The sequence below is a fragment of the Gemmatimonadota bacterium genome, from assembly GCA_026705765.1.
Lineage (GTDB): Bacteria > Latescibacterota > UBA2968 > UBA2968 > UBA2968 > VXRD01.
In genome coordinates, this window is sequence record JAPPAB010000030.1 from 1 (window position 1) to 18,736 (window position 18,736).

Consider the following 18,736-nt stretch of genomic DNA (forward strand, 5'->3'; position numbering starts at 1 on the left):
CAATTTCATTTAAATGAGGTATTCATGAACATCCCCAAGCACGATGTGCTCTTAGTAGGTGGAGGGGGTGCGGGCCTGCGTGCTGCAATCGCCGCATCTGAAACATATCAAGGCGCAGATATTGGCGTAGTCTCCAAAGTTTATCCCATGCGAAGTCACACCGTCTCTGCCGAAGGTGGTACGGCAGCGGTCCTGCGCGAAGACGACAACCTGGACCTGCATGCTTATGACACCATTAAAGGCAGCGACTACCTCGGCGATCAGGATGTGGTAGAAGCCTTTGTCAAAGAAGCCGTTGATGAAGTCATCCAACTAGAACATTGGGGGTGCCCCTGGAGCCGCGACGAAGACGGTCGCGTAAGCGTTCGCGCATTTGGTGGCATGAGTGTCAAACGCACGCTCTATGCCGCCGACAAAACCGGCTTCCACATGCTGCACGCCCTCTTTCAAACATCTCTCAAATACGACGCCATTACCCGATACGACGAATGGTTTGTCACCTCGTTACTCGTCGAAGATGGCAGGGTATGCGGCGTCACTGCGCTCAACATCCGATCCGGCAATATTCACGCCATTGGCGCAAAATCCGTCATTATATGCACGGGTGGCGCGGGCAAAATTTTTCCATTTACCACCAATGCCGCCATCAAAAACGGCGACGGAATGGCTCTGGCCTACCGCATTGGCTGTCCCCTAAAAGACCTCGAATTTGTACAATATCATCCCACGGGCTTGCCCGGCACGGGTATCTTAATGACCGAAGCCTCGCGGGGCGAAGGCGGCCACCTCGTCAACAGCCAGGGCGAACGCTACCTCAGCGAATACGTGCCCGGCAAAATGGAACTCGGTCCGCGCGACATCTTATCTCGCTCCTTTATTCACGAACAGCACAAGGGCAACGTCTTTGAAGGTCCCGATGGCAGCTACGTACACCTCGACCTTCGACACCTGGGTGAAAAAATCATCGACGAAAGACTGCCCTTCGTCCGCGAACTCACCCGCAATTACGTCGGCATTGATCCGGTTCACGAACCCATCCCCGTGCGTCCGGTCGTTCACTACTGCATGGGCGGCGTACATACCGACATCAATGGCGAAACACCCATCCCCGGTCTTTATGCCGCAGGCGAAGCGGCTTGTGTCAGCCTCAATGGCGCCAATCGCCTGGGATCCAACTCACTGAGCGAATGCCTCGTCTTTGGCGCGCGCGCAGGCCAGGTCGCCGCGCAACACGCCGCCGACATCGACTTTGCAGATTCGGCCTCAATGGCCAAAATGGCGCAAGACGAACAAAAACGCATTGAAACCCAATTCTTTGGCAACAACGGCAAAGAGCGCGTGGCCAATATCCGCGATGACCTCCGCAAAACCATGGAAGAAGGCGCAGGCATCTTCCGAACCGAAGACGCACTCCAAACCACATGTGACACCATTCGCACCCTAAAAGAACGCTATGAAAATATCGGCATAGACGACCACTCGCGCGTCTTCAATACCGACCTCGTCAACGCCCTCGAACTGGGTTACATGCTCGACGTCGCCGAAGGGCTCGCACACTCGGCCCTCTTGCGACGAGAATCTCGAGGCTCTCACGCGCGATCAGACTATGAAGAGCGCGACGACGAAAACTTCCTCACACACTCTCTGGCCTATCAAACCGATGGCGACCCCCGCATCGAGTACCTGCCCGTAACACTCACGCGCTGGGAACCCGAAGAACGAACCTATTAAAGGAAAATTTATGAGCGATCACAGAACCATAAAAATCACGGTATTGCGCTATCGTCCCGAAGAAGAGGACGCGCCAACCGAACAGACTTACGAAGTTGAATTTCGCGACGACTGGGTCGTTCTCGACGCGCTCAACCACATCAAAGACCACATCGACGGCACGCTCTCATTCCGCTGGTCTTGCCGAATGGGCGTATGCGGCAGTTGCGGCATGATGGTCAATGGCGAACCCAAACTCACCTGCGCCGCGATGTTGCGCGACTATTATCCCAGCGAAGTGCGCGTGGAGCCCCTGGTCAACTTCCCCATAGTGCGCGATCTCGTCACCGACATGACCGACTTTATGGACAAACTCAAAGCGGTCAAACCCTGGATCATTCGAGAAGAAGAAAAACCCGTATCCGAAGGGGAATACCTCCAGACGCCAGATCAGCTCAAAGATTACAAGCAATTCAGCCAGTGCATCAACTGCATGCTCTGTTACGCGGCCTGTCCAGTCTATGGCCTCGAACACGACTTCGTCGGTCCGGCCGCAATTGCCCTGGGACACCGCTACAACCTCGATTCCCGGGATGAAGGCAATCAACAGCGTCAACACGTCATCGCCAGCAAAGAAGGCATCTGGGAATGCACGTATGTCGGTGAATGCTCCGTCGTTTGTCCCAAACACGTCGATCCCGCAGAAGCCATTCAACAGACCAAAGTGGCAACCACAACCAACCGCATGAAATCGCTTGTCATGCCCTGGGGAACCAAAAAATGATGCTCGACTCCGAAACGACCAAAACCTATACGCGCCCCATATCCAAAGCCTGGTGGCTGCGCGACCGCGGACATTTTAATCGCAGATATTTCATGTTCTTGCTCCGCGAACTCACAAGCGTATTCGTCGCCCTGTACGTCGTGCTCTTTATCTACGAAATTTTTCTTTTAACAAAAGGGCCAGACGCACACGCAGCCTTCCGCGAAACTCTAAGCTCAGGTCCCTGGATCGCATTTCACGTCATCGCCTTGCTCTTTGCCATGTACCACAGCTGGACCTGGTTGGGTCTAACGACCAAAATGCAGGCAGCTGGACGTGGCCTCGTCAAAATTGGCACAAAGACCCTGCCACCCATTATTATCGCACTGGGGTCTTACGGCGCCTGGATAGTTGCAACAATCGTCATCGCCTATCTGTTCATAACTCTATAGACCGAGGATATCGCCGTGAATTACAAAGAACACAAAAGCGAACCCTTCTGGTGGGGCATGTTCTCGCAAGGCGGTGTTATTGCCGCACTCCTCATACCCATCCACATTTTTCTGGGCGGCATCGCCATACATTTGGGACTTATAGACGCCGAACTCATGTCACATGAACGCCTGACCGGACTGCTCCAAAATCCGATAGTCAAAGTCTATCTCTGCGTCCTGCTCATCTTCCCACTCTACCACGCGGCTCACCGAATCCGCTTCACCCTCGCTGAAATCGGATTGCACAGCCTCGCCAAAATCCTGCCCTTTCTCTGTTATGGCGGCGCACTATTGGGCACAGCGGTAGTCCTCTACATCTTGTGGATATTGCTCTAAGCCATCTCCAAAAAATAAAAAACTCGGATGAACTTCTTCAAAATTCATCCGAGCTTGTATTTTACAGCAAAAAACCGATTTCTATTTTGTCTTCTTTATCCTTCTAATCTTCCTGACCTTTCTAACGGTCCCGTCCCTCTCATCGCGATCTAACAGAGGCTTCAACCGCCCCGCAACGCGCTCTCCCATCTCGATCATCCCGTGGTCCCCTGGATGAATCAAATCCACCGTCAACCCACCGATATTGCGCAACATGTCTGTTCCCTCAATCAAATGTGCATTTTCATGGGGACAACTATCCACCGCATCTCGCAATGCCTGCCTGAAAGCCGCCGTCCTTTCGCGTTCTTCGGCATCGCCACAAAATTCTCTAAAATGCGGATAAATCGTAATACACCCCACGGGCCGGTCGGGATTCGCACCTGCAACCGCATTTACCATATACGTCACGCGCTCGGAAAATTCCGACAGAGAAAATCCCGCACCCATCATATTGACCGACAAAGCCAGCGTCGCCACATCCCAATCGTCGCGCGCAGCGATATAATCTGCCAATTCGCGCTCGCAATAAGCCGATCCCCCCACGCCCAAATTGATCAAATCCGCACCCAAACGCCACGCCACCTGACTCACATAGGTCAAATGCATCGCCGTAGCCGACGCCCCGTGTGTAATCGACGTGCCATAGCTCAAATACCGCCGCTTTGGCAACTCGTCAACCGTGGGTGGACGCAGCCCTTCGCCCTCGATACTGTGATAGTGCAAACTGGTATTTCTCAAGACCAACCGCCACACATCGCGCGAAAAAGGCAAATCCCGCACCGCTTCAGATTCAATCGTCTTTAATCTCGCGGGATAGGTCAATTCCAGCGTCCTTGGCTCCTGCCCAATTTGAAAACGCTCTTTCCCCTGAAAAGGGCCAAAAAACGGAATCACTTCAGCCGATCCGCCCGGGCTGGACAGCGTCACATTGACCTTATTGCCCGCGCTCACAAAACGGATCTCCGACCCCGCCGGACTCAACATGCGTTCCTGGGCACCCGCATTCAAACACAACCGCACATCTTCGGGCACGCGTTGCACCCTAAGTCCATCTCTCCCCTCAACTTCTCGCAACTCAGCTACATTGTGAAATTCGACATTGTCGTGAATCATAAAAAACCTCCTGTTTACGCTACCTGGGGAACCAGAACAGCTCCATCGGCTGTTGTAGCCCGGAAAGCGAACGCCCAGCCGCCGTGATTGGAGCCCCGGTCATTACTGAGCTTGAGCACGATGGAATTGGCACCTGCCCGAAGCGTCACCGGAATACTCTGGGCTCGAAAAGCGTAGTGGTGCCCCAAATCGAAAACCTCATCGTTTACGCGCAGAATCAAGTCATCATCCCAGGCCACACGCAGGTTTGCCGTCATATCCGCAGGTGCATGTAAGACGCAGTGGGCAAGCGCTGCGCCCACATCGGTATTGCCCACACCCGGGCCCCAGGGTCGAAACACGTGGTTAAAATCGACAAATCCGTGGTGGGCGGCGCGTTTGACCCAACGCGCTACGTCCCGTCCCTGTTGTCGTGAGCCAGCGGTCAACCAGGCCGACTCTTCACCGTGCAAACCATCAAACGTCGCTTCTATCTGAAAGGCCGTCTCCGGGGGTAAGGTCGTTTCCATCGCTTGACCGTTGTGATTGGCGAAAGGACCACATAGCCACCATTCGCCGCTGGGTGGCAGCGGCAGATCATGGGTGCCGCGCGGCAGTTCGACACCGGGCAGCAACTGTGACCAATCGGGCACGGCGAAGAATGGTCGCACGGCGTCCTGCTGGTACCAATAGACGGTAGAGCAGATATCGTTTGCCATACACCCGAAGCGCATGTGAATCGATTGCTGGAAGGGAAGTGCGTCCTTTTCGAAGAAGCGGTAGCCCACCAACCGTTGCGCTGGACGCGCCTGTCCCACATCCTCATGCACATAGTAAGGCATTGCGGCGTAGTGATGGGTTTCAGGCGGATGCAAAGCTCCCCCATAGCCAGCCCCAAAGGTATCCTCGCCCCCAATGCCGCGCAAAAAGGCCGGGTGTTCTCCCTCTCCATCGATGTAGATATTTTCAGCCCCGCCGTGGCTCCAGCGATCGACATCATCGAGCAAACGCACGCCGTACACAAAACCCAACAACTCTCCCGGCCCGTCGGCATCCAGCATCAGGAAATCTTCACCGTAGCGCTGGGTCGGCATCTCTCGCCGCCAGCGGGCACAGAAACGTCGCCTTTCACTCAGCGTCTGATTGGGGTAGCGGTGCCAATCCACCTGCAGGTAGGCGCGGTTATCTTCAGGTCCGGCTTCAAACTCAACCCGGGCGGATCGGGCGAAGGGCATCTGGAAGTAGCAGTTGTAGCCAATCCAGGCCTTGACCGACAGGAAGTGGGTGTCTATCGGATACCAGCCCTGGCCATGCATGACCCCAAAAAAGTCACCGACAGGCGCCTCAACATAAGGGATCGGCTCATCATCAAAATAGATGCGAATAAGCACTTTGCGGCTGGTCATGGGTATGCGCTCTGGCCGCGACAGTACGACCCAAAGGTGCTGAATACAGCCTGGCCCATCGAGTTCGGCATAGACGGCTTTTTGGTTCGCCAGCAAAGGGCCGGTCATACTGACGCGGTCGGGGATACCAACTTCAGGGAGTTGTAAATCCATAGCAGGCTCCATTCTACGAATCAACTTCGCACCCATGCCTCGCCCGAAGATAGATCTCGTCCAAGCGTCCATGTTTTTTCAAAAGCCTCAACAGCCAATTCAGCGCGGTCATCCCCAGCGTGAAATACATCGGACAATTCGGCTGAAACGCCGGGAACATCTGTCCCGCGATAGGGCACAACCAGAGTCAAAAACGCCGTGGGCGCCTGCTCGTTCAGCGCAAAACGAAATGCTTTGCGCGGCACACGCGAACCATAAGTCCATGCAAACCATCCCTCTTCTTCCGCCATAGATACCGCGCAATTTGCACCAGCCTGCACCACCACATTAGCATCGTCAAATTGCGTAAAAGCGCGCTTTCCCGCCTCATCAAACACCACATCGCCCGGTGCAAATTGGAAATGCAAATCCAGTTGACCGGGAACATCGCCAATCGCCTCGTCCAAAAACGCGAAAAACTGCCGATTGACAAACCACACCGAACGGCGGTGAACTAATCCCGGATACGACCCATTCTCCACCACCAGCACATCGCTATTAGCCCCTTCTGACACCCACAATAAATGCCGCCCATCATCGGACGTATCACCACCGTCCAGTGTCAAAGTCTGATGCACTGTCGTCTGCCGATGCCACGCACGGCCTTCTGCATCGTGACCATAAGTGTAAAAACCCGTATCAGACATCAACCAGCGCCCATAAGCGTACAATTCAAACGTCCCATTATCCGGTTGATCGTGACTCGAAATAGCGGGCGGCGAACAGTGCAGCGCCAGGTGAATCTGATCGGGTCCCCAATCGTCGCGCATCACATACAAACCCGCCTCTTGAAATGCTCGACTCTTTTGCTCGGGCAAAAATTCGCGATCCAGAGTCGCCCGCGCAACGTATTTGGGATCACCCAGCAATTCCGTAGCCTCGACAAGTGCGTCATAAAGATCCCACTTTGAGCGATCATCCGTTTCCTTTAACGAACGCGACCCATCGCCAAACATCGGCGGACCCAGATCGGGCGACGCAATCCAGAAAATATAGTCGTACATCAACCGCACGCGCTCTCGAAACGCCTCTGAAATCTCAATGCCAAAGGTATCCATGCGTCCAAAAATCTCCACAGCATCCCGCAACACCCCCGTATGATACCCAAAAGACCACTCTCGCTGAACGCCATCTGTTGTTGTCTGCGCCAAAAAATTCTCTTCAACGCGCGCCAGTGCCAACGCCATCCATTCACGCGACTCCGCAAACTCGCGGAACGTATAGGCAATATTGATAAACCCCCGCTGTTCAAACACGGCCTTATTGTGAACCAACCCCATCGGAATCAGCTTTGTCTTAACCTGATGATCGTACAGACTTGCCAGCAACAGACCGAGAAACTCGGGCGTAAATGCCTCGGCATGAACCAAACTGCGAAATGCCGAACAGATATTCGTCGCCCGAATACCCGTCTGAATATCCAGCCAGACAAACCCCTTCCAGTACGTATAAACGGAATGGGTTTGGGTGTGATTTTCCAGCGAATGTTTAGAAATCCAATCCGTCGTCAGCTCCACAAATGTTCGGGCGTATTTTTCATCGCGCGTCGCAACATAAGCCTGTACGAGCGGTGCAGCCCAATAAAAGCGATACACAGCCGCAACCCATTCAATATCGCCGCGGGGATCCCATTCCCAGTCAAAATCATCGCCATAACGCGCCTCTTCATAAGGCCCCCACTGAATAATGCGCTGACAAATTTTGTCGGCAGTTGTAAAATCGCCTTCTCCAGACACCTCATCCAGTGGATATTTCGCCCGATAATAATCGCGCAATACTATAAGTGCGCCACTTCGATCCCCGGCATCTGCAGCCCGTTTTGCCGCCTCTAAACCCGTCAGGTCTAATTTTTCCAAAATTCGCCCTGGGTCAAACGACTCCAAAGGCATCTCGTGATCAATTTGATCTGCACCTGCTGGATACTCCACTACTGAACTCATAGCCATACCTCCCAATTATTGAACTCGCCATCTTATTCTTAGCTTCTAAAAACCAACTTTATCACCACACTCTGAAGAGGTTTCAATCTCATCGACACACCTTCGTCTGTCAACGCGATGCAATCAAAATCCGAGCCATCAAAAAATTCATAAGTATCGTACGCGGGGACCCGGTCTATACGCAATAGCGAAACATCTGGCAAAAGATGAATTGGACAGACAACCGCTCTAACAAAACGCGCATCCAGATTGTGCGCCACCAGCAATCCCGAATGCTGGTTATAGCGCGTATAGGCAAAAACGCGGTCTTCAGAATCGATATTGCGGTGAAAATAAACATGCCCGGTTTGCAACTCAGACCGCTGGCTCACAAACTCGTGCAAAGCCTCATAAGCGGCAACAAGCTGGGAATGGGGCTCTCGCTCTGCCCACTCGGGATGCAACAATGTAGATGCTTCAAAATCAGTACGCGCCTCCTCGCCCCATTCTGAACCCCACTCTAAAGCATACGCCAAATTCACATAATGTGCCGTACCCGCCGTCGCATTGATCAGCGAACACTGGATATTGCGCAGCAGTGCCAACGTCCGGGATTGATAGCGATCCCGCCAGATCTTTGTCGCGCGCGGGCTATCGTGATTCTCAAAATAGGCCATTGCCACAGTGCGAGGTGCAAACGTGCCAGAAGTGCGCTCTAAAAAATCGGCATACTGATTTCCGTATTCCGCATCCCGATGAAAATCCACCAGCAATGCATAAATCATATCCACCGGAATATCCACTGCCTCACCTAACTCGCACAGAGTTTCGCCCAAAACGAGCGCATCGGGCTTAACCGCATTGATCCGGTTTTTAATCTGCTTCAAAAATGGCCGATCCACAGTTTGGCTCGCATCAATACGCACCCCATCCAGATCACAGGTACGCATCCAAAAAGGCGCGATTCCCGACAGATAATTTTGCAAGGGCCTGTTAAAAGGCAAGTCGAGCAACGCCACATCCGAATACACCAGCCATGCAATCTGATGAATTTTTGGCTGTCCCTGCTCATCCATCACATACCAGTCGGGATATTGTTCAATCAACGGACAATCGCGGCTGGTCTGCATCAACACCAGATCGAAAATCACCTGCTTGTCCAGCGCGTGTGCCCGCCGCGCTATCGCGCGCAATTCCGCACGCCCAATCACCTGTATCAGCGTATCGCGCCCAACCCAATCAACCAATTCTTTGAATGTGCGGAAATTGTTAAAATCATCGACCTTACGCAACCTCGACAACTGTCGCTCGTGCAATAGTGTCTGCAAATCCAAGTCGGTAATCAACCCATCCGACACCAGTGCAAGAAAATCCACTTCTTCTGGCGACGTGACCAGAGCGGGGTCAATCCGAAAAAAATCCCGCACGGCATAAACACTGCCCAGCGCGCCTTTGCGCACATCCTGTCCCGTATGCAAATCTCCAAATCCAGGTTCAAAAAAAGGGAGCAAATACACCACATCTGTCTGCATCTCTCCAAGGCGCAATGTCACATCGCAAAATGTACCACTCACAAATTGCCCATCTGCATCCAGACGCGCGCCAACTTTTCGCACACAGACTTCGGTAATTGAAAAACAACGGCGAACCTGTTCGGGGCTGATCGCGATTACCCCATCTCGATTCAGTGCAATATCATTAACCGAAATCCACGCCTTTGAAGCGTCAGACACTGCCTTATCATCAGCCGAAAACTCGACCGTATAGTGAAAAACACCCGTCTGATCGATCTGAATCACATCCGATTCGAAAACCAGATTATTCCCCGAAAGAACGGGTTGCCCTACCCCATCCACAATCATACGCATAGAAACATAAAAGCCCGTACCTGTGCGAAACTCACCTCGCTCATCTACAAAGCCGCGATCATTCACATCGGTCCACACACGCGCTTCTACATCACCCGTACGACAAGTAGCCAAATCGATATCCGCAACAAATAACTCAGCTCGAACACGCGCTTCTACTGCACTATCAGGCATCAAAAATGCCCGAGCCATCACTGAATCATATCGAATACCATCCAACTCAACCGTCAGATTCCCGGCCCAGACATCCGCATTGTCATACGCCTGAACAGCATATCGCTCGTGCAATTTGTATTTAAATTCCAAACGCTTATCCACATCGCCTCCCTGTAAAATGCACTCCGGACAATATACGAAAGTTTGAGGGTAAATCTCAATAAACGTACCGATATGTAATACACATTTAACAGATAAGAAACGGGAAAGAAATATACGCCTAATATATTCAACCGTCAGTTTACGCCACCCCAACTACCTCAGGGAGGAATTCAGTATGAAACTCATCACAGCAGTCATCCAGCCCCACAAGCTGGACGATGTGCGCGCAGCACTCGGCGACATCGGCATCCAGGGCATGACCGTCACCGAAGCGCGCGGCTTTGGACGCCAGAGAGGACACAGAGAAGTCTATCGCGGTGCCGAATACATCGTCGATTTTCTGCCCAAAGTCAAGCTGGAGATCGCCGTCAATGACGATGAGACTGATCGCGCCATTGACGCGATAGAGAATGCGGCCAAAACCGGCAATGTAGGTGATGGGAAGATCTTTGTCACAGACTTAGGACAAGCTGTTCGCATTCGAACGGGCGAAACCGGACCCGATGCGCTGTAACACAATCATAATCTCAGGAGAATACAATGATTAAACGCCATAACATCTTTACCCTGCTCATCGGCCTGGCATTGTTGCTGGCCTTGCCCAACATCGCGCTTGCCGACGCACACGAACCCAACTCAGGCGACACAGCCTGGATGCTCACCTCAACAGCCCTGGTGCTATTTATGACCATCCCCGGCCTCGCCCTCTTTTACGGCGGTCTCGTACGCACCAAAAATGTTTTGTCCGTTCTCATGCAGTGTTTCGCCCTCACCGCCATCATGACCCTGGTCTGGGTCATCATCGGCTATAGTCTCGCCTTTAACACGGATGGCATGGAAGCCGGTACGACCAACATAAACTCCTTTGTCGGCGGTTTAGGCACTATGTTCTTATCCGGCGTAACCGCCAGCAGCCTGTCTGGCACCATTCCCGAAACTGTTTGGATCACCTTCCAGATGACCTTTGCCATCATCACTCCCGCCCTCATTGTCGGTGCTTTTGCAGAGCGCATGAAATTCTCGGCCATGATTGTGTTCTCAATCCTCTGGTCCATCGTCGTCTATGCACCTATCTGCCACATGGCCTGGAGCGGTGACGGTGCCTTTTTTTGGGATATGGGCGTACTCGACTTTGCAGGCGGCACGGTTGTACACATCAACGCGGGTATCGCAGCACTTGTCGCGTGTATTGTCATTGGCAAACGCCAGGGCTATCCCGACACGCTCATGGCCCCTCACAGCCTGACAATCACCGTTATAGGCGCGTCCATGCTGTGGGTCGGCTGGTTCGGCTTTAATGCTGGAAGTGCTGCTGGTGCTAATGGTTCTGCAGGCATGGCCATGCTCGTCACACAGATCGCCACCGCATCTGCAACATTGGGCTGGATAGCCGCCGAATGGATCAAACTCGGCAAACCCAGTATTCTCGGTGCAGTCACGGGTGCTGTCGCCGGTCTCGTCGCCATCACCCCTGCTTCGGGCAGCGTAGGACCGATGGGCGCGATAGTCGTTGGCCTGGCATCTGGCGTCCTCTGCTTCTGGGCAGCCACCAGCCTCAAGCGCGCATTGGGTTATGACGACTCCCTCGACGCTTTCGGTGTTCACGGCATAGGCGGTATTGTGGGTGCGCTCCTTACGGGCATCTTTGCCGCTGAAAGCCTCGGTGGCCAGGGACTCAGTGCCGATTCTATCGGCGGACAATTCGTCGTACAACTCATCGGCGTCGTCTTCACCATTGTCTATTGCGGCGTCTTATCCTTCATCTTGCTCAAAATCGTCGATGCCATTATTGGCCTGCGCGTCTCGCAAGACGAAGAAACCGAAGGACTCGATATCTCGCTCCACGACGAGCGAGGTTACAACTATTAAAAACTCTCAGCTAAGCCAAAAGAGCGGGCACACTGTGTCCGCTCTTTTTTTTTTCTTTGTAATTCAAAAATCGGGTTTTATAATACACGACCTCGGAATGGATCGAAAAGCGATCCCGACCACACACCTTATGAAGGAGGAGTACAGTATGAAACTCATCACAGCAGTCATCCAGCCCCACAAGCTGGACGATGTGCGCGCAGCACTCGGCGACATCGGCATCCAGGGCATGACCGTCACCGAAGCGCGCGGCTTTGGACGCCAGAGAGGACACAGAGAAGTCTATCGCGGTGCCGAATACATCGTCGATTTTCTGCCCAAAGTCAAGCTGGAGATCGCCATCAATGACGATGAGACTGATCGCGCCATTGACGCGATAGAGCATGCAGCCAAAACCGGCAATGTAGGTGATGGGAAGATCTTTGTCACAGACTTGGGACAAGCTGTTCGCATTCGAACGGGCGAAACTGGACCCGACGCACTTTAGAACCACAAAATGAAAAACTCTGGAGGGAACACAAATATGAAACGCCACTCTTACATCTTTGCAAGCCTCATGCTCGTCTTAGGACTGCCAGACCTCGCGCTTGCCGACGCACACGAACAACTCAACGGCAGTGACACAGCCTGGCTACTCACCTCAACTGCCCTGGTACTATTTATGACCATCCCCGGTCTCGCCCTCTTTTACGGCGGCCTCGTACGCGCCAAAAACGTACTCTCCGTCCTCATGCAGTGCTTCGCGCTCACCGCAATATTGAGCGTCGTCTGGGTCATCATCGGCTATAGTCTCGCCTTCAACACCAATGGCATGACAGCAGGTACCACGAATCTCAACTCCTTCATCGGTGGTCTGGGCACCGCGTTCTTATCCGGTGTGACAGCCGATAGCCTATCTGGTACAATTCCAGAAACGGTCTTCATCACCTTTCAAATGACCTTCTTCATCATCACACCTGCGCTCATCGTCGGAGCTTTTGCCGAACGCATGAAATTTTCAGCCGTACTCTTATTCTCCGTACTCTGGAGCATTGTTGTTTACGCGCCCATCTGCCACATGACATGGGGTGGTGATGGTTCCTTCTTTGGCGACATGGGTGTACTCGACTTTGCGGGTGGGCTTGTTGTACACATCAACGCGGGTGTCGCAGCACTCGTCGCGTGTATTGTCATTGGCAAACGCCAGGGCTATCCCGACGCACAAATATTGCCTCACAGCCTCAGCCTTACGGTCGTTGGCGCATCCATGCTGTGGGTCGGCTGGTTCGGCTTTAATGCCGGAAGTGCCGTCGCTGCCGACGGCGCCGCAGGCATGGCCATGCTCGTCACGCAGATATCTGCCGCAGTCGCCACCTCCACCTGGATGTTTATCGAATGGATTAAAAACGGCAAACCCAGTATTTTAGGTGCGGTTACAGGCACCATCGCCGGATTGGGCGCCATTACACCAGCTTCGGGCAGCGTAGGTCCCCTAGGCGCAATTGTCATCGGCCTTGCTGCCGGTGCGATTTGCTTTTGGGCATCCACCACACTCAAACGCAAATTGGGCTACGACGACTCCCTCGACGTCTTTGGCGTCCACGGTGTGGGCGGCATTATTGGCACCCTGCTATGCGGTATTTTTGTCGTCAAAAGTCTGGGCGGTCAGGGATTGGCCGAAGGCATGACCATGGGCAGTCAATTCACCGCGCAACTGATCGCGGTCATTATCACCATCGTCTATTGCGGCGTGGTATCCTTCATCCTGCTCAAAATCGTTGACGCCGCCGTTGGCCTGCGCGTCTCGCAAGAAGAAGAAACCGGAGGACTCGATATTGCCCTCCACGACGAGCGCGGCTACAATTATTAATATCCGCTTGACAAAGCGGACAAGAAAAAAAGCGGGCACATTGTACCCGCTTTTTTTCTTGTTGCAATTATTTTCCAGACACCTTTATTTTCTCACCGACAACAGTCATAATCCACCACAGAAAGGAACAAAGATGAAAATTGTTTTACACCCCCCTGTCGATGAAGACCTTTGCCAACAAGTTCGAGACACGGCTCCCAACGCCGAAGTTGTCATGGCAGATAATCACAATATCATCGAAACTGTCGCAGATGCCGAAATCATATTTGGAAATTTTTCATCTGAAATTGTCAATGCAGCCCCCAATCTCAAATGGATTCAATCCACCAGCGCCGGCATGGACAAAGCCCTGATCCCCGAAGTCGCCAACAGCGACATCACAATATGCAATGCCAGCGGCGTCCATGCCGTTCAGGTCGCCGAACACGCCTGGGCACTCACCACCGCCCTCACGCGCGGGCTACACGTTTCTTTTCGCCATCAACTCGACCATGCCTGGACGCGCCCACCACTCGCCGACTTATTGGAAGCCACCATTCTCATCGTCGGATTTGGCGGCATTGGTCAATACTATGCACAACTCGCCCAGGGCTATGACGCGCGTCTGATTGCGCTGGATATCCAGGGCGGAGACAAACCCGATTACGTCGAAGCGATCTGGGACATGGACCGTCTGGACGAAGGTCTGCAAATAGCCGATGTCGTATTTATCGCCGTGCCGTACACGCCCGAAACCGAAAAACTCATCAATGCCCGCACCCTGAGCCTGATGAAAAACACCGCCTTTCTGGTCAACACTGCACGCGGTCCCATCGTCGATGAAGCCGCTCTGGCCGAAGGCCTCAAAAACGGCGAAATCGCCGGTGCTGGCCTGGACGTATTTGAAAAAGAACCCCTGTCTCCTGACAGCCCGCTCTGGGACATGGAAAATGTCATCATCACCCCACACGCTGCCGGCGGATCTCCCAATCGACACAACCGAACCATTGGATTCTTCTGCCAAAACCTGAAACGCTATCAGGCTGGCGAACCGCTCTTCAACGAAGTTGACAAATCCCTCGGATATCCAAAACGGGACCGGCGCGTCAAATGAAAAAACCCAATATCATCGTCATTCTCGTAGATGACATGGGCTATTCGGATCTCGGCTCTTATGGTGGCGAGATCCGAACGCCCAACCTGGATCGCCTGTCGGCAAATGGCCTGCGATTCACGCAAAGTTACAACTCTGCCCGCTGTTGTCCCTCGCGGGCTTCGCTGCTCACAGGACTGTATTCCCATCAGGCTGGCATCGCCAATTTTACGGGACCTGATCGAACCGCCGAATGGGGACCGGCCTATTTGGGTCGGTTAAACAACAACTGCGTGACACTGGCAGAAGCCCTCAAAACCGCGGGCTACAGCACCTATGGCGTGGGAAAATGGCACGTTGGCGATCAAGTGAACCCAAAAGACCGGGGATTTGACGAATACTACGGATTCATCAAAGGTCACAGCGCACCGCAATGGGATCCGTCTTATTATCATCGCTATCCCGAAACTCGAACACCCGAACTTTCTTTTCATGACGATGCATACTACGCAACAGAAGCATTCAACGATTACGCCGTAGAATTTATCGACCAGGCGCAACAAAAAGACAACCCCTATTTCCTCTACTTCGCTCACTCAGCCCCCCATTTTCCCTTACATGCCCCAGCGGAAACCCGCGATGCATATCTCGATATTTACCGTCGCGGTTGGGATGTCTTGCGCCGTGAACGCTACGCACGCCAGCAAGAATCCGGCCTGGCAACAGAAAACTGGCAATTCACACCGCGTTCAATTGTCCCCATCGAAGAAAATGATGCCATCGCAAATGGGTACAGCGGCAAACAGAATCCCGCTTGGGAGGATCTCCCCCAGGACCGACAGGAAGACCTCGCCTACCGCATGGCGGTCTTTGCCGCCATGATCGAACATATCGATCGCGGCATAGGCAGAATCATTGACCGCCTGGAAGAAACAGGAGAACTGGACAACACACTCATCCTGTTTACAAGCGACAATGGCGCGTGTTACGAATGGGGACCTTTTGGATTTGACGAACGCAGCAGATTGGGCGTCACCCATCTCCACACGGGCGAAGAACTCAAAAAAATCGGTGGACCGGGCACGTATCACTCTGTGGGCAGCGCGTGGTCGTGCCTGAGCAACACCCCGTTGCGCATGTACAAACACTACAACCACGAAGGCGGAAATTGTAGCCCATTCATCGCCCACTGGCCCGAAGGGATTGCGCAACCCGACCGCTGGGTTCGCACTCCCATGCACCTGTTTGACATCATGCCGACTATATGCGAAATTACCGGAACTGAATATCCCGAAACACACAATGGGGAACGCATTCACCCGCAAGAAGGGACGAGCCTCGTACCCCTATTCAACGCACACAGCCTGCCCGAACGCAGCCTGTGTTTCGATCACTTTGAAGCCAGTGCCATACGCAGGGGAAAATGGAAATTGCTGAAAGGCAACACTCGATATCCCAACAAAAATTGGGAACTCTACGACATGGAAAAAGACCGCTGTGAAACCAGCGATCTATCAGCAGAACATCCCGAATTGGTAAAATCACTCGAACGAGAATGGACCGAATGGGCCGTGCGGGTTAAGGTACACCCTTACCACCAAGAAGTGACAAAATGAGCATCACCTCACTTTTTCAACAAACGGCCACATAAGATCGCTGTAGAAGCGGTGGCCCGCGGCGCCGTAGTGGTGTTCGACGTGGTCGGGAACACCGGCGACCTCGTAGAGACGCGCAATACCCTGGACCGCGCGATCGACTTCGGGCACGGGGAATAGCCTATCCTGTTTCCCATTCACAATACAGAGATGGCGCGGGGCAATAAGACCTGCAACATCCCAGATCTCGCCAAAACGCAAAATGCCGGGCACGCCATTGCAATCGCAATGGTGAATCAAACCACTGGTGCCCACAAGCGTACAAAAAGAGCAACTCGGCACAGCAATAGTAATACGGGGATCCACTGCGGCGGCATAACAGGTAATCACCCCACCACCCGAATTGCCCATAACCAGAATCGTAGATGTATCAATCTCGGGAATATCCTGTGCCCAATCAATAAGACGCATCACATCCCAGACGCGCTCACCAGTCGCAGTGCGCCCGGCGAGCAAAGCGTGCATGAATTGGCTGCGGCAATCGCGGGCACCGTGGCGCTTGTTAATATCGGGAATAGCCGTAGTACTCGTACCGCGTGCAGCGGGCGCAATGGCGGCAAACCCGCGCTTAACCGCCTGAACAGCAACATCTCGGTCTTCGGCCTCAATCTTTTTGCGATGATCGTCATCGCGCGATTTCCCAATATACGTATCCATCCCGTATTTGTCGTGCCCATGGGGCAAAACAGCGAGCGGGAAAGGCCCATCTCCTTTGGGTTGAAGATACCAGAACGGCAAACCAAAACGCGGTTCGGTAGTAATCACACCCGGTTGCAACGTATAATCGCCCATATCTTGCGCTACACCGAGTTGCACCTGAATCGTGTGATCGCCCAGAGACGCGCCAATACTTTCGAGACCCAACAGATGCTGAAGCACCGGGCGCGCCTCCTCTTGCCATTGAAAAAAAGATTCGCGATCAGTTGCTCGACACGCGACATAGCGCAGTTCATCGGCATAAAGAGAATCGAGATAGGTGCGAACAGCACCGCTGTGTTCGGGATGTTCCATATTAAAACCTTTCAAGGGAAAAAAATGGCAGACACACTGCGAGAAGTACTGGATTTTGCAACAGATGCCGCATGGCAAGCCGGACGCATCACACTGCGATATTTTCAGACCGGAGTCGAAGTAGAAGAAAAGGCGGATGAGTCACCTGTAACGGCCGCAGACAAAGGAGCTGAAACAAAATTGAGAGAATTGATAGAAGCGCGTTTTCCCGACGACGGCATTGTGGGAGAAGAGCACGAAGACAAACAAGGCACAACCGGACGGCGATGGATTTTAGACCCCATTGACGGCACAAAATCATTCGTACACGGCGTACCCCTCTACGGAGTAATGGTCGGCGTAGAGATCGAGGACAAACCCGCCGTTGGCGTCGTTCATTTTCCAGCACTCAATGAAATGATTTGTGCTGCCAGTGGATTGGGTTGTACGTGGAATGGTCGCCCCACGCGGGTATCTGACATATCGGACATTCAGGACGCCACCGTGATCTTGACCGATTCTCTGCATAAACACGGTCGGGGTGAAGCCATGGACCGGATCTGCTCACGCGCCAAACTCGTGCGCGGCTGGGGTGATTGTTATGGCCACATGCTCGTCGCAACCGGACGTGCAGAAATCATGCTCGACCCCATTATGAGCGTATGGGATTGCGCTGCCCTCGCGCCTATCTTAGAAGAAGCGGGCGGCACATTCACAACGTGGAGTGGCGAAGCGACCATCTGGGGCAACGAAGCCGTCAGCACAAACGGAGCGTTATTTGAAGAAGTAATGCAATTGATTAAAGAATAATTTTATCCCGCAAATATCGAACGATTTGAAATACCGCAGATGCAATCTTCGCGCATGAATCCCGGCACAAATTGAGCGGTTCGACCAGAAGGCGCCACGCCTGTATAGTAGCCCGAGAATTGTTCATTAAAAGTAGTCAGCCGGTCACGCGACGCCTCACTACTCTCCGCAGCCACAATGTACGCATTGTTAAAAACCCCATTTTCTTTCAACCCTGCGCCGCCTGCCGCTACGATATGCCCGTCAATCGTATTGAGAATAGCATCTGCATCATCGCCGCCAACACCGCTTATGAGCACCTCGGATATCCCCTGGTACCGGATAGCCGTCCATGTACTGAAACCATCCACA

Annotated in this window: 17 protein-coding genes; 11 read left to right on the forward strand and 6 right to left on the reverse strand. The window is 53.1% G+C overall.

Features of this window, described 5'->3' with window-relative positions; all coding sequences use genetic code 11:
- Positions 1-24 precede the first annotated feature (24 nt).
- Genes OXH16_03990 through OXH16_04005 form a run of 4 tightly spaced genes read left to right on the forward strand, consistent with a single transcriptional unit; the run spans position 25 to position 3,303 of the window.
- Positions 25-1,731, forward strand: coding sequence for an FAD-binding protein (locus OXH16_03990; protein MCY3680531.1), 1,707 nt, complete (start codon positions 25-27; stop codon positions 1,729-1,731).
- 10 nt (positions 1,732-1,741) lie between these two features.
- Entirely contained in the window at positions 1,742-2,494 is a 753-nt protein-coding gene (locus tag OXH16_03995) for a succinate dehydrogenase/fumarate reductase iron-sulfur subunit (protein ID MCY3680532.1), read from the forward strand.
- Positions 2,491-2,925, forward strand: a complete 435-nt coding sequence (locus OXH16_04000; protein ID MCY3680533.1) for a hypothetical protein — start codon at positions 2,491-2,493, stop codon at positions 2,923-2,925. The genes OXH16_03995 and OXH16_04000 overlap by 4 nt, the downstream gene beginning before the upstream one ends.
- A 15-nt stretch (positions 2,926-2,940) precedes the next feature.
- The gene (locus tag OXH16_04005) at positions 2,941-3,303 is read left to right on the forward strand and encodes a fumarate reductase subunit D (GenBank protein MCY3680534.1); all 363 of its coding nucleotides are present in this window, start codon (positions 2,941-2,943) and stop codon (positions 3,301-3,303) included.
- A gap of 81 nt (positions 3,304-3,384) precedes the next feature.
- Here the strand turns inward: OXH16_04005 and OXH16_04010 are convergent, their stop codons facing one another.
- The 4 genes from OXH16_04010 to OXH16_04025 are packed head-to-tail and all read right to left on the reverse strand — an operon-like array spanning position 3,385 to position 10,140.
- Positions 3,385-4,458 (reverse strand): GDSL-type esterase/lipase family protein, encoded by a 1,074-nt coding sequence (locus tag OXH16_04010; protein MCY3680535.1) that lies wholly within the window; start codon positions 4,456-4,458, stop codon positions 3,385-3,387.
- A 14-nt stretch (positions 4,459-4,472) separates the two neighbouring features.
- Complete coding sequence (locus tag OXH16_04015) at positions 4,473-5,996, reverse strand: DUF2961 domain-containing protein (GenBank protein MCY3680536.1); 1,524 nt, start codon at positions 5,994-5,996, stop codon at positions 4,473-4,475.
- A gap of 20 nt (positions 5,997-6,016) precedes the next feature.
- Complete coding sequence (locus OXH16_04020) at positions 6,017-7,975, reverse strand: alginate lyase family protein (GenBank protein MCY3680537.1); 1,959 nt, start codon at positions 7,973-7,975, stop codon at positions 6,017-6,019.
- A gap of 38 nt (positions 7,976-8,013) precedes the next feature.
- Entirely contained in the window at positions 8,014-10,140 is a 2,127-nt protein-coding gene (locus OXH16_04025) for an alpha-amylase family glycosyl hydrolase (protein ID MCY3680538.1), read from the reverse strand.
- 175 nt (positions 10,141-10,315) lie between these two features.
- On the opposite strand from OXH16_04025, the gene OXH16_04030 reads away from it, so the two are divergent.
- The 6 genes from OXH16_04030 to OXH16_04055 all read left to right on the forward strand — a co-directional run bounded on the left by OXH16_04030 (position 10,316) and on the right by OXH16_04055 (position 16,546).
- A complete protein-coding gene (locus tag OXH16_04030) occupies positions 10,316-10,654 on the forward strand; it encodes a P-II family nitrogen regulator (protein MCY3680539.1) in 339 nt (112 codons plus the stop codon).
- A 26-nt stretch (positions 10,655-10,680) separates the two neighbouring features.
- Positions 10,681-12,009, forward strand: a complete 1,329-nt coding sequence (locus OXH16_04035; GenBank protein MCY3680540.1) for an ammonium transporter — start codon at positions 10,681-10,683, stop codon at positions 12,007-12,009.
- Between the two features lie 148 nt (positions 12,010-12,157).
- On the forward strand, positions 12,158-12,496 hold the full coding sequence (locus tag OXH16_04040) for a P-II family nitrogen regulator (protein ID MCY3680541.1): 339 nt from the start codon (positions 12,158-12,160) through the stop codon (positions 12,494-12,496).
- Between the two features lie 36 nt (positions 12,497-12,532).
- A complete protein-coding gene (locus tag OXH16_04045) occupies positions 12,533-13,858 on the forward strand; it encodes an ammonium transporter (GenBank protein MCY3680542.1) in 1,326 nt (441 codons plus the stop codon).
- A gap of 133 nt (positions 13,859-13,991) precedes the next feature.
- A complete protein-coding gene (locus OXH16_04050; GenBank protein MCY3680543.1) occupies positions 13,992-14,951 on the forward strand; it encodes a D-2-hydroxyacid dehydrogenase in 960 nt (319 codons plus the stop codon).
- Positions 14,948-16,546 carry an arylsulfatase gene (locus tag OXH16_04055; GenBank protein ID MCY3680544.1) on the forward strand — a complete coding sequence of 533 codons (1,599 nt, stop codon included), beginning with the start codon at positions 14,948-14,950 and terminating at the stop codon, positions 16,544-16,546. Before OXH16_04050 ends, OXH16_04055 begins: the two co-directional genes overlap by 4 nt.
- 3 nt (positions 16,547-16,549) lie before the next feature.
- Here the strand turns inward: OXH16_04055 and OXH16_04060 are convergent, their stop codons facing one another.
- Positions 16,550-17,596 (reverse strand): acetylxylan esterase, encoded by a 1,047-nt coding sequence (locus OXH16_04060; GenBank protein ID MCY3680545.1) that lies wholly within the window; start codon positions 17,594-17,596, stop codon positions 16,550-16,552.
- A gap of 24 nt (positions 17,597-17,620) precedes the next feature.
- On the opposite strand from OXH16_04060, the gene hisN reads away from it, so the two are divergent.
- The gene (hisN, locus tag OXH16_04065; protein ID MCY3680546.1) at positions 17,621-18,385 is read left to right on the forward strand and encodes a histidinol-phosphatase; all 765 of its coding nucleotides are present in this window, start codon (positions 17,621-17,623) and stop codon (positions 18,383-18,385) included.
- 2 nt (positions 18,386-18,387) lie between these two features.
- On the opposite strand, the gene OXH16_04070 is transcribed toward hisN, so the two are convergent.
- Positions 18,388-18,736 (reverse strand): hypothetical protein (locus OXH16_04070; protein MCY3680547.1); only part of this gene is annotated, 349 nt, incomplete at its 5' end.

What these genes read in the sequence shown, in the direction of transcription:
- OXH16_04040 (MCY3680541.1), top strand. Translation starts at nt 12,158, where the DNA reads ATGAAACTCATCACAGCAGTCATCCAGCCCCACAAGCTGGACGATGTG.
- OXH16_04060 (MCY3680545.1), bottom strand. Translation starts at nt 17,596, where the DNA reads ATGGAACATCCCGAACACAGCGGTGCTGTTCGCACCTATCTCGATTCT.
- OXH16_04020 (MCY3680537.1), bottom strand. Translation starts at nt 7,975, where the DNA reads ATGAGTTCAGTAGTGGAGTATCCAGCAGGTGCAGATCAAATTGATCAC.
- OXH16_03990 (MCY3680531.1), top strand. Translation starts at nt 25, where the DNA reads ATGAACATCCCCAAGCACGATGTGCTCTTAGTAGGTGGAGGGGGTGCG.
- OXH16_04000 (MCY3680533.1), top strand. Translation starts at nt 2,491, where the DNA reads ATGATGCTCGACTCCGAAACGACCAAAACCTATACGCGCCCCATATCC.
- OXH16_04030 (MCY3680539.1), top strand. Translation starts at nt 10,316, where the DNA reads ATGAAACTCATCACAGCAGTCATCCAGCCCCACAAGCTGGACGATGTG.
- OXH16_04010 (MCY3680535.1), bottom strand. Translation starts at nt 4,458, where the DNA reads ATGATTCACGACAATGTCGAATTTCACAATGTAGCTGAGTTGCGAGAA.
- OXH16_03995 (MCY3680532.1), top strand. Translation starts at nt 1,742, where the DNA reads ATGAGCGATCACAGAACCATAAAAATCACGGTATTGCGCTATCGTCCC.
- OXH16_04055 (MCY3680544.1), top strand. Translation starts at nt 14,948, where the DNA reads ATGAAAAAACCCAATATCATCGTCATTCTCGTAGATGACATGGGCTAT.
- OXH16_04015 (MCY3680536.1), bottom strand. Translation starts at nt 5,996, where the DNA reads ATGGATTTACAACTCCCTGAAGTTGGTATCCCCGACCGCGTCAGTATG.
- OXH16_04045 (MCY3680542.1), top strand. Translation starts at nt 12,533, where the DNA reads ATGAAACGCCACTCTTACATCTTTGCAAGCCTCATGCTCGTCTTAGGA.
- OXH16_04050 (MCY3680543.1), top strand. Translation starts at nt 13,992, where the DNA reads ATGAAAATTGTTTTACACCCCCCTGTCGATGAAGACCTTTGCCAACAA.
- OXH16_04035 (MCY3680540.1), top strand. Translation starts at nt 10,681, where the DNA reads ATGATTAAACGCCATAACATCTTTACCCTGCTCATCGGCCTGGCATTG.
- hisN (MCY3680546.1), top strand. Translation starts at nt 17,621, where the DNA reads ATGGCAGACACACTGCGAGAAGTACTGGATTTTGCAACAGATGCCGCA.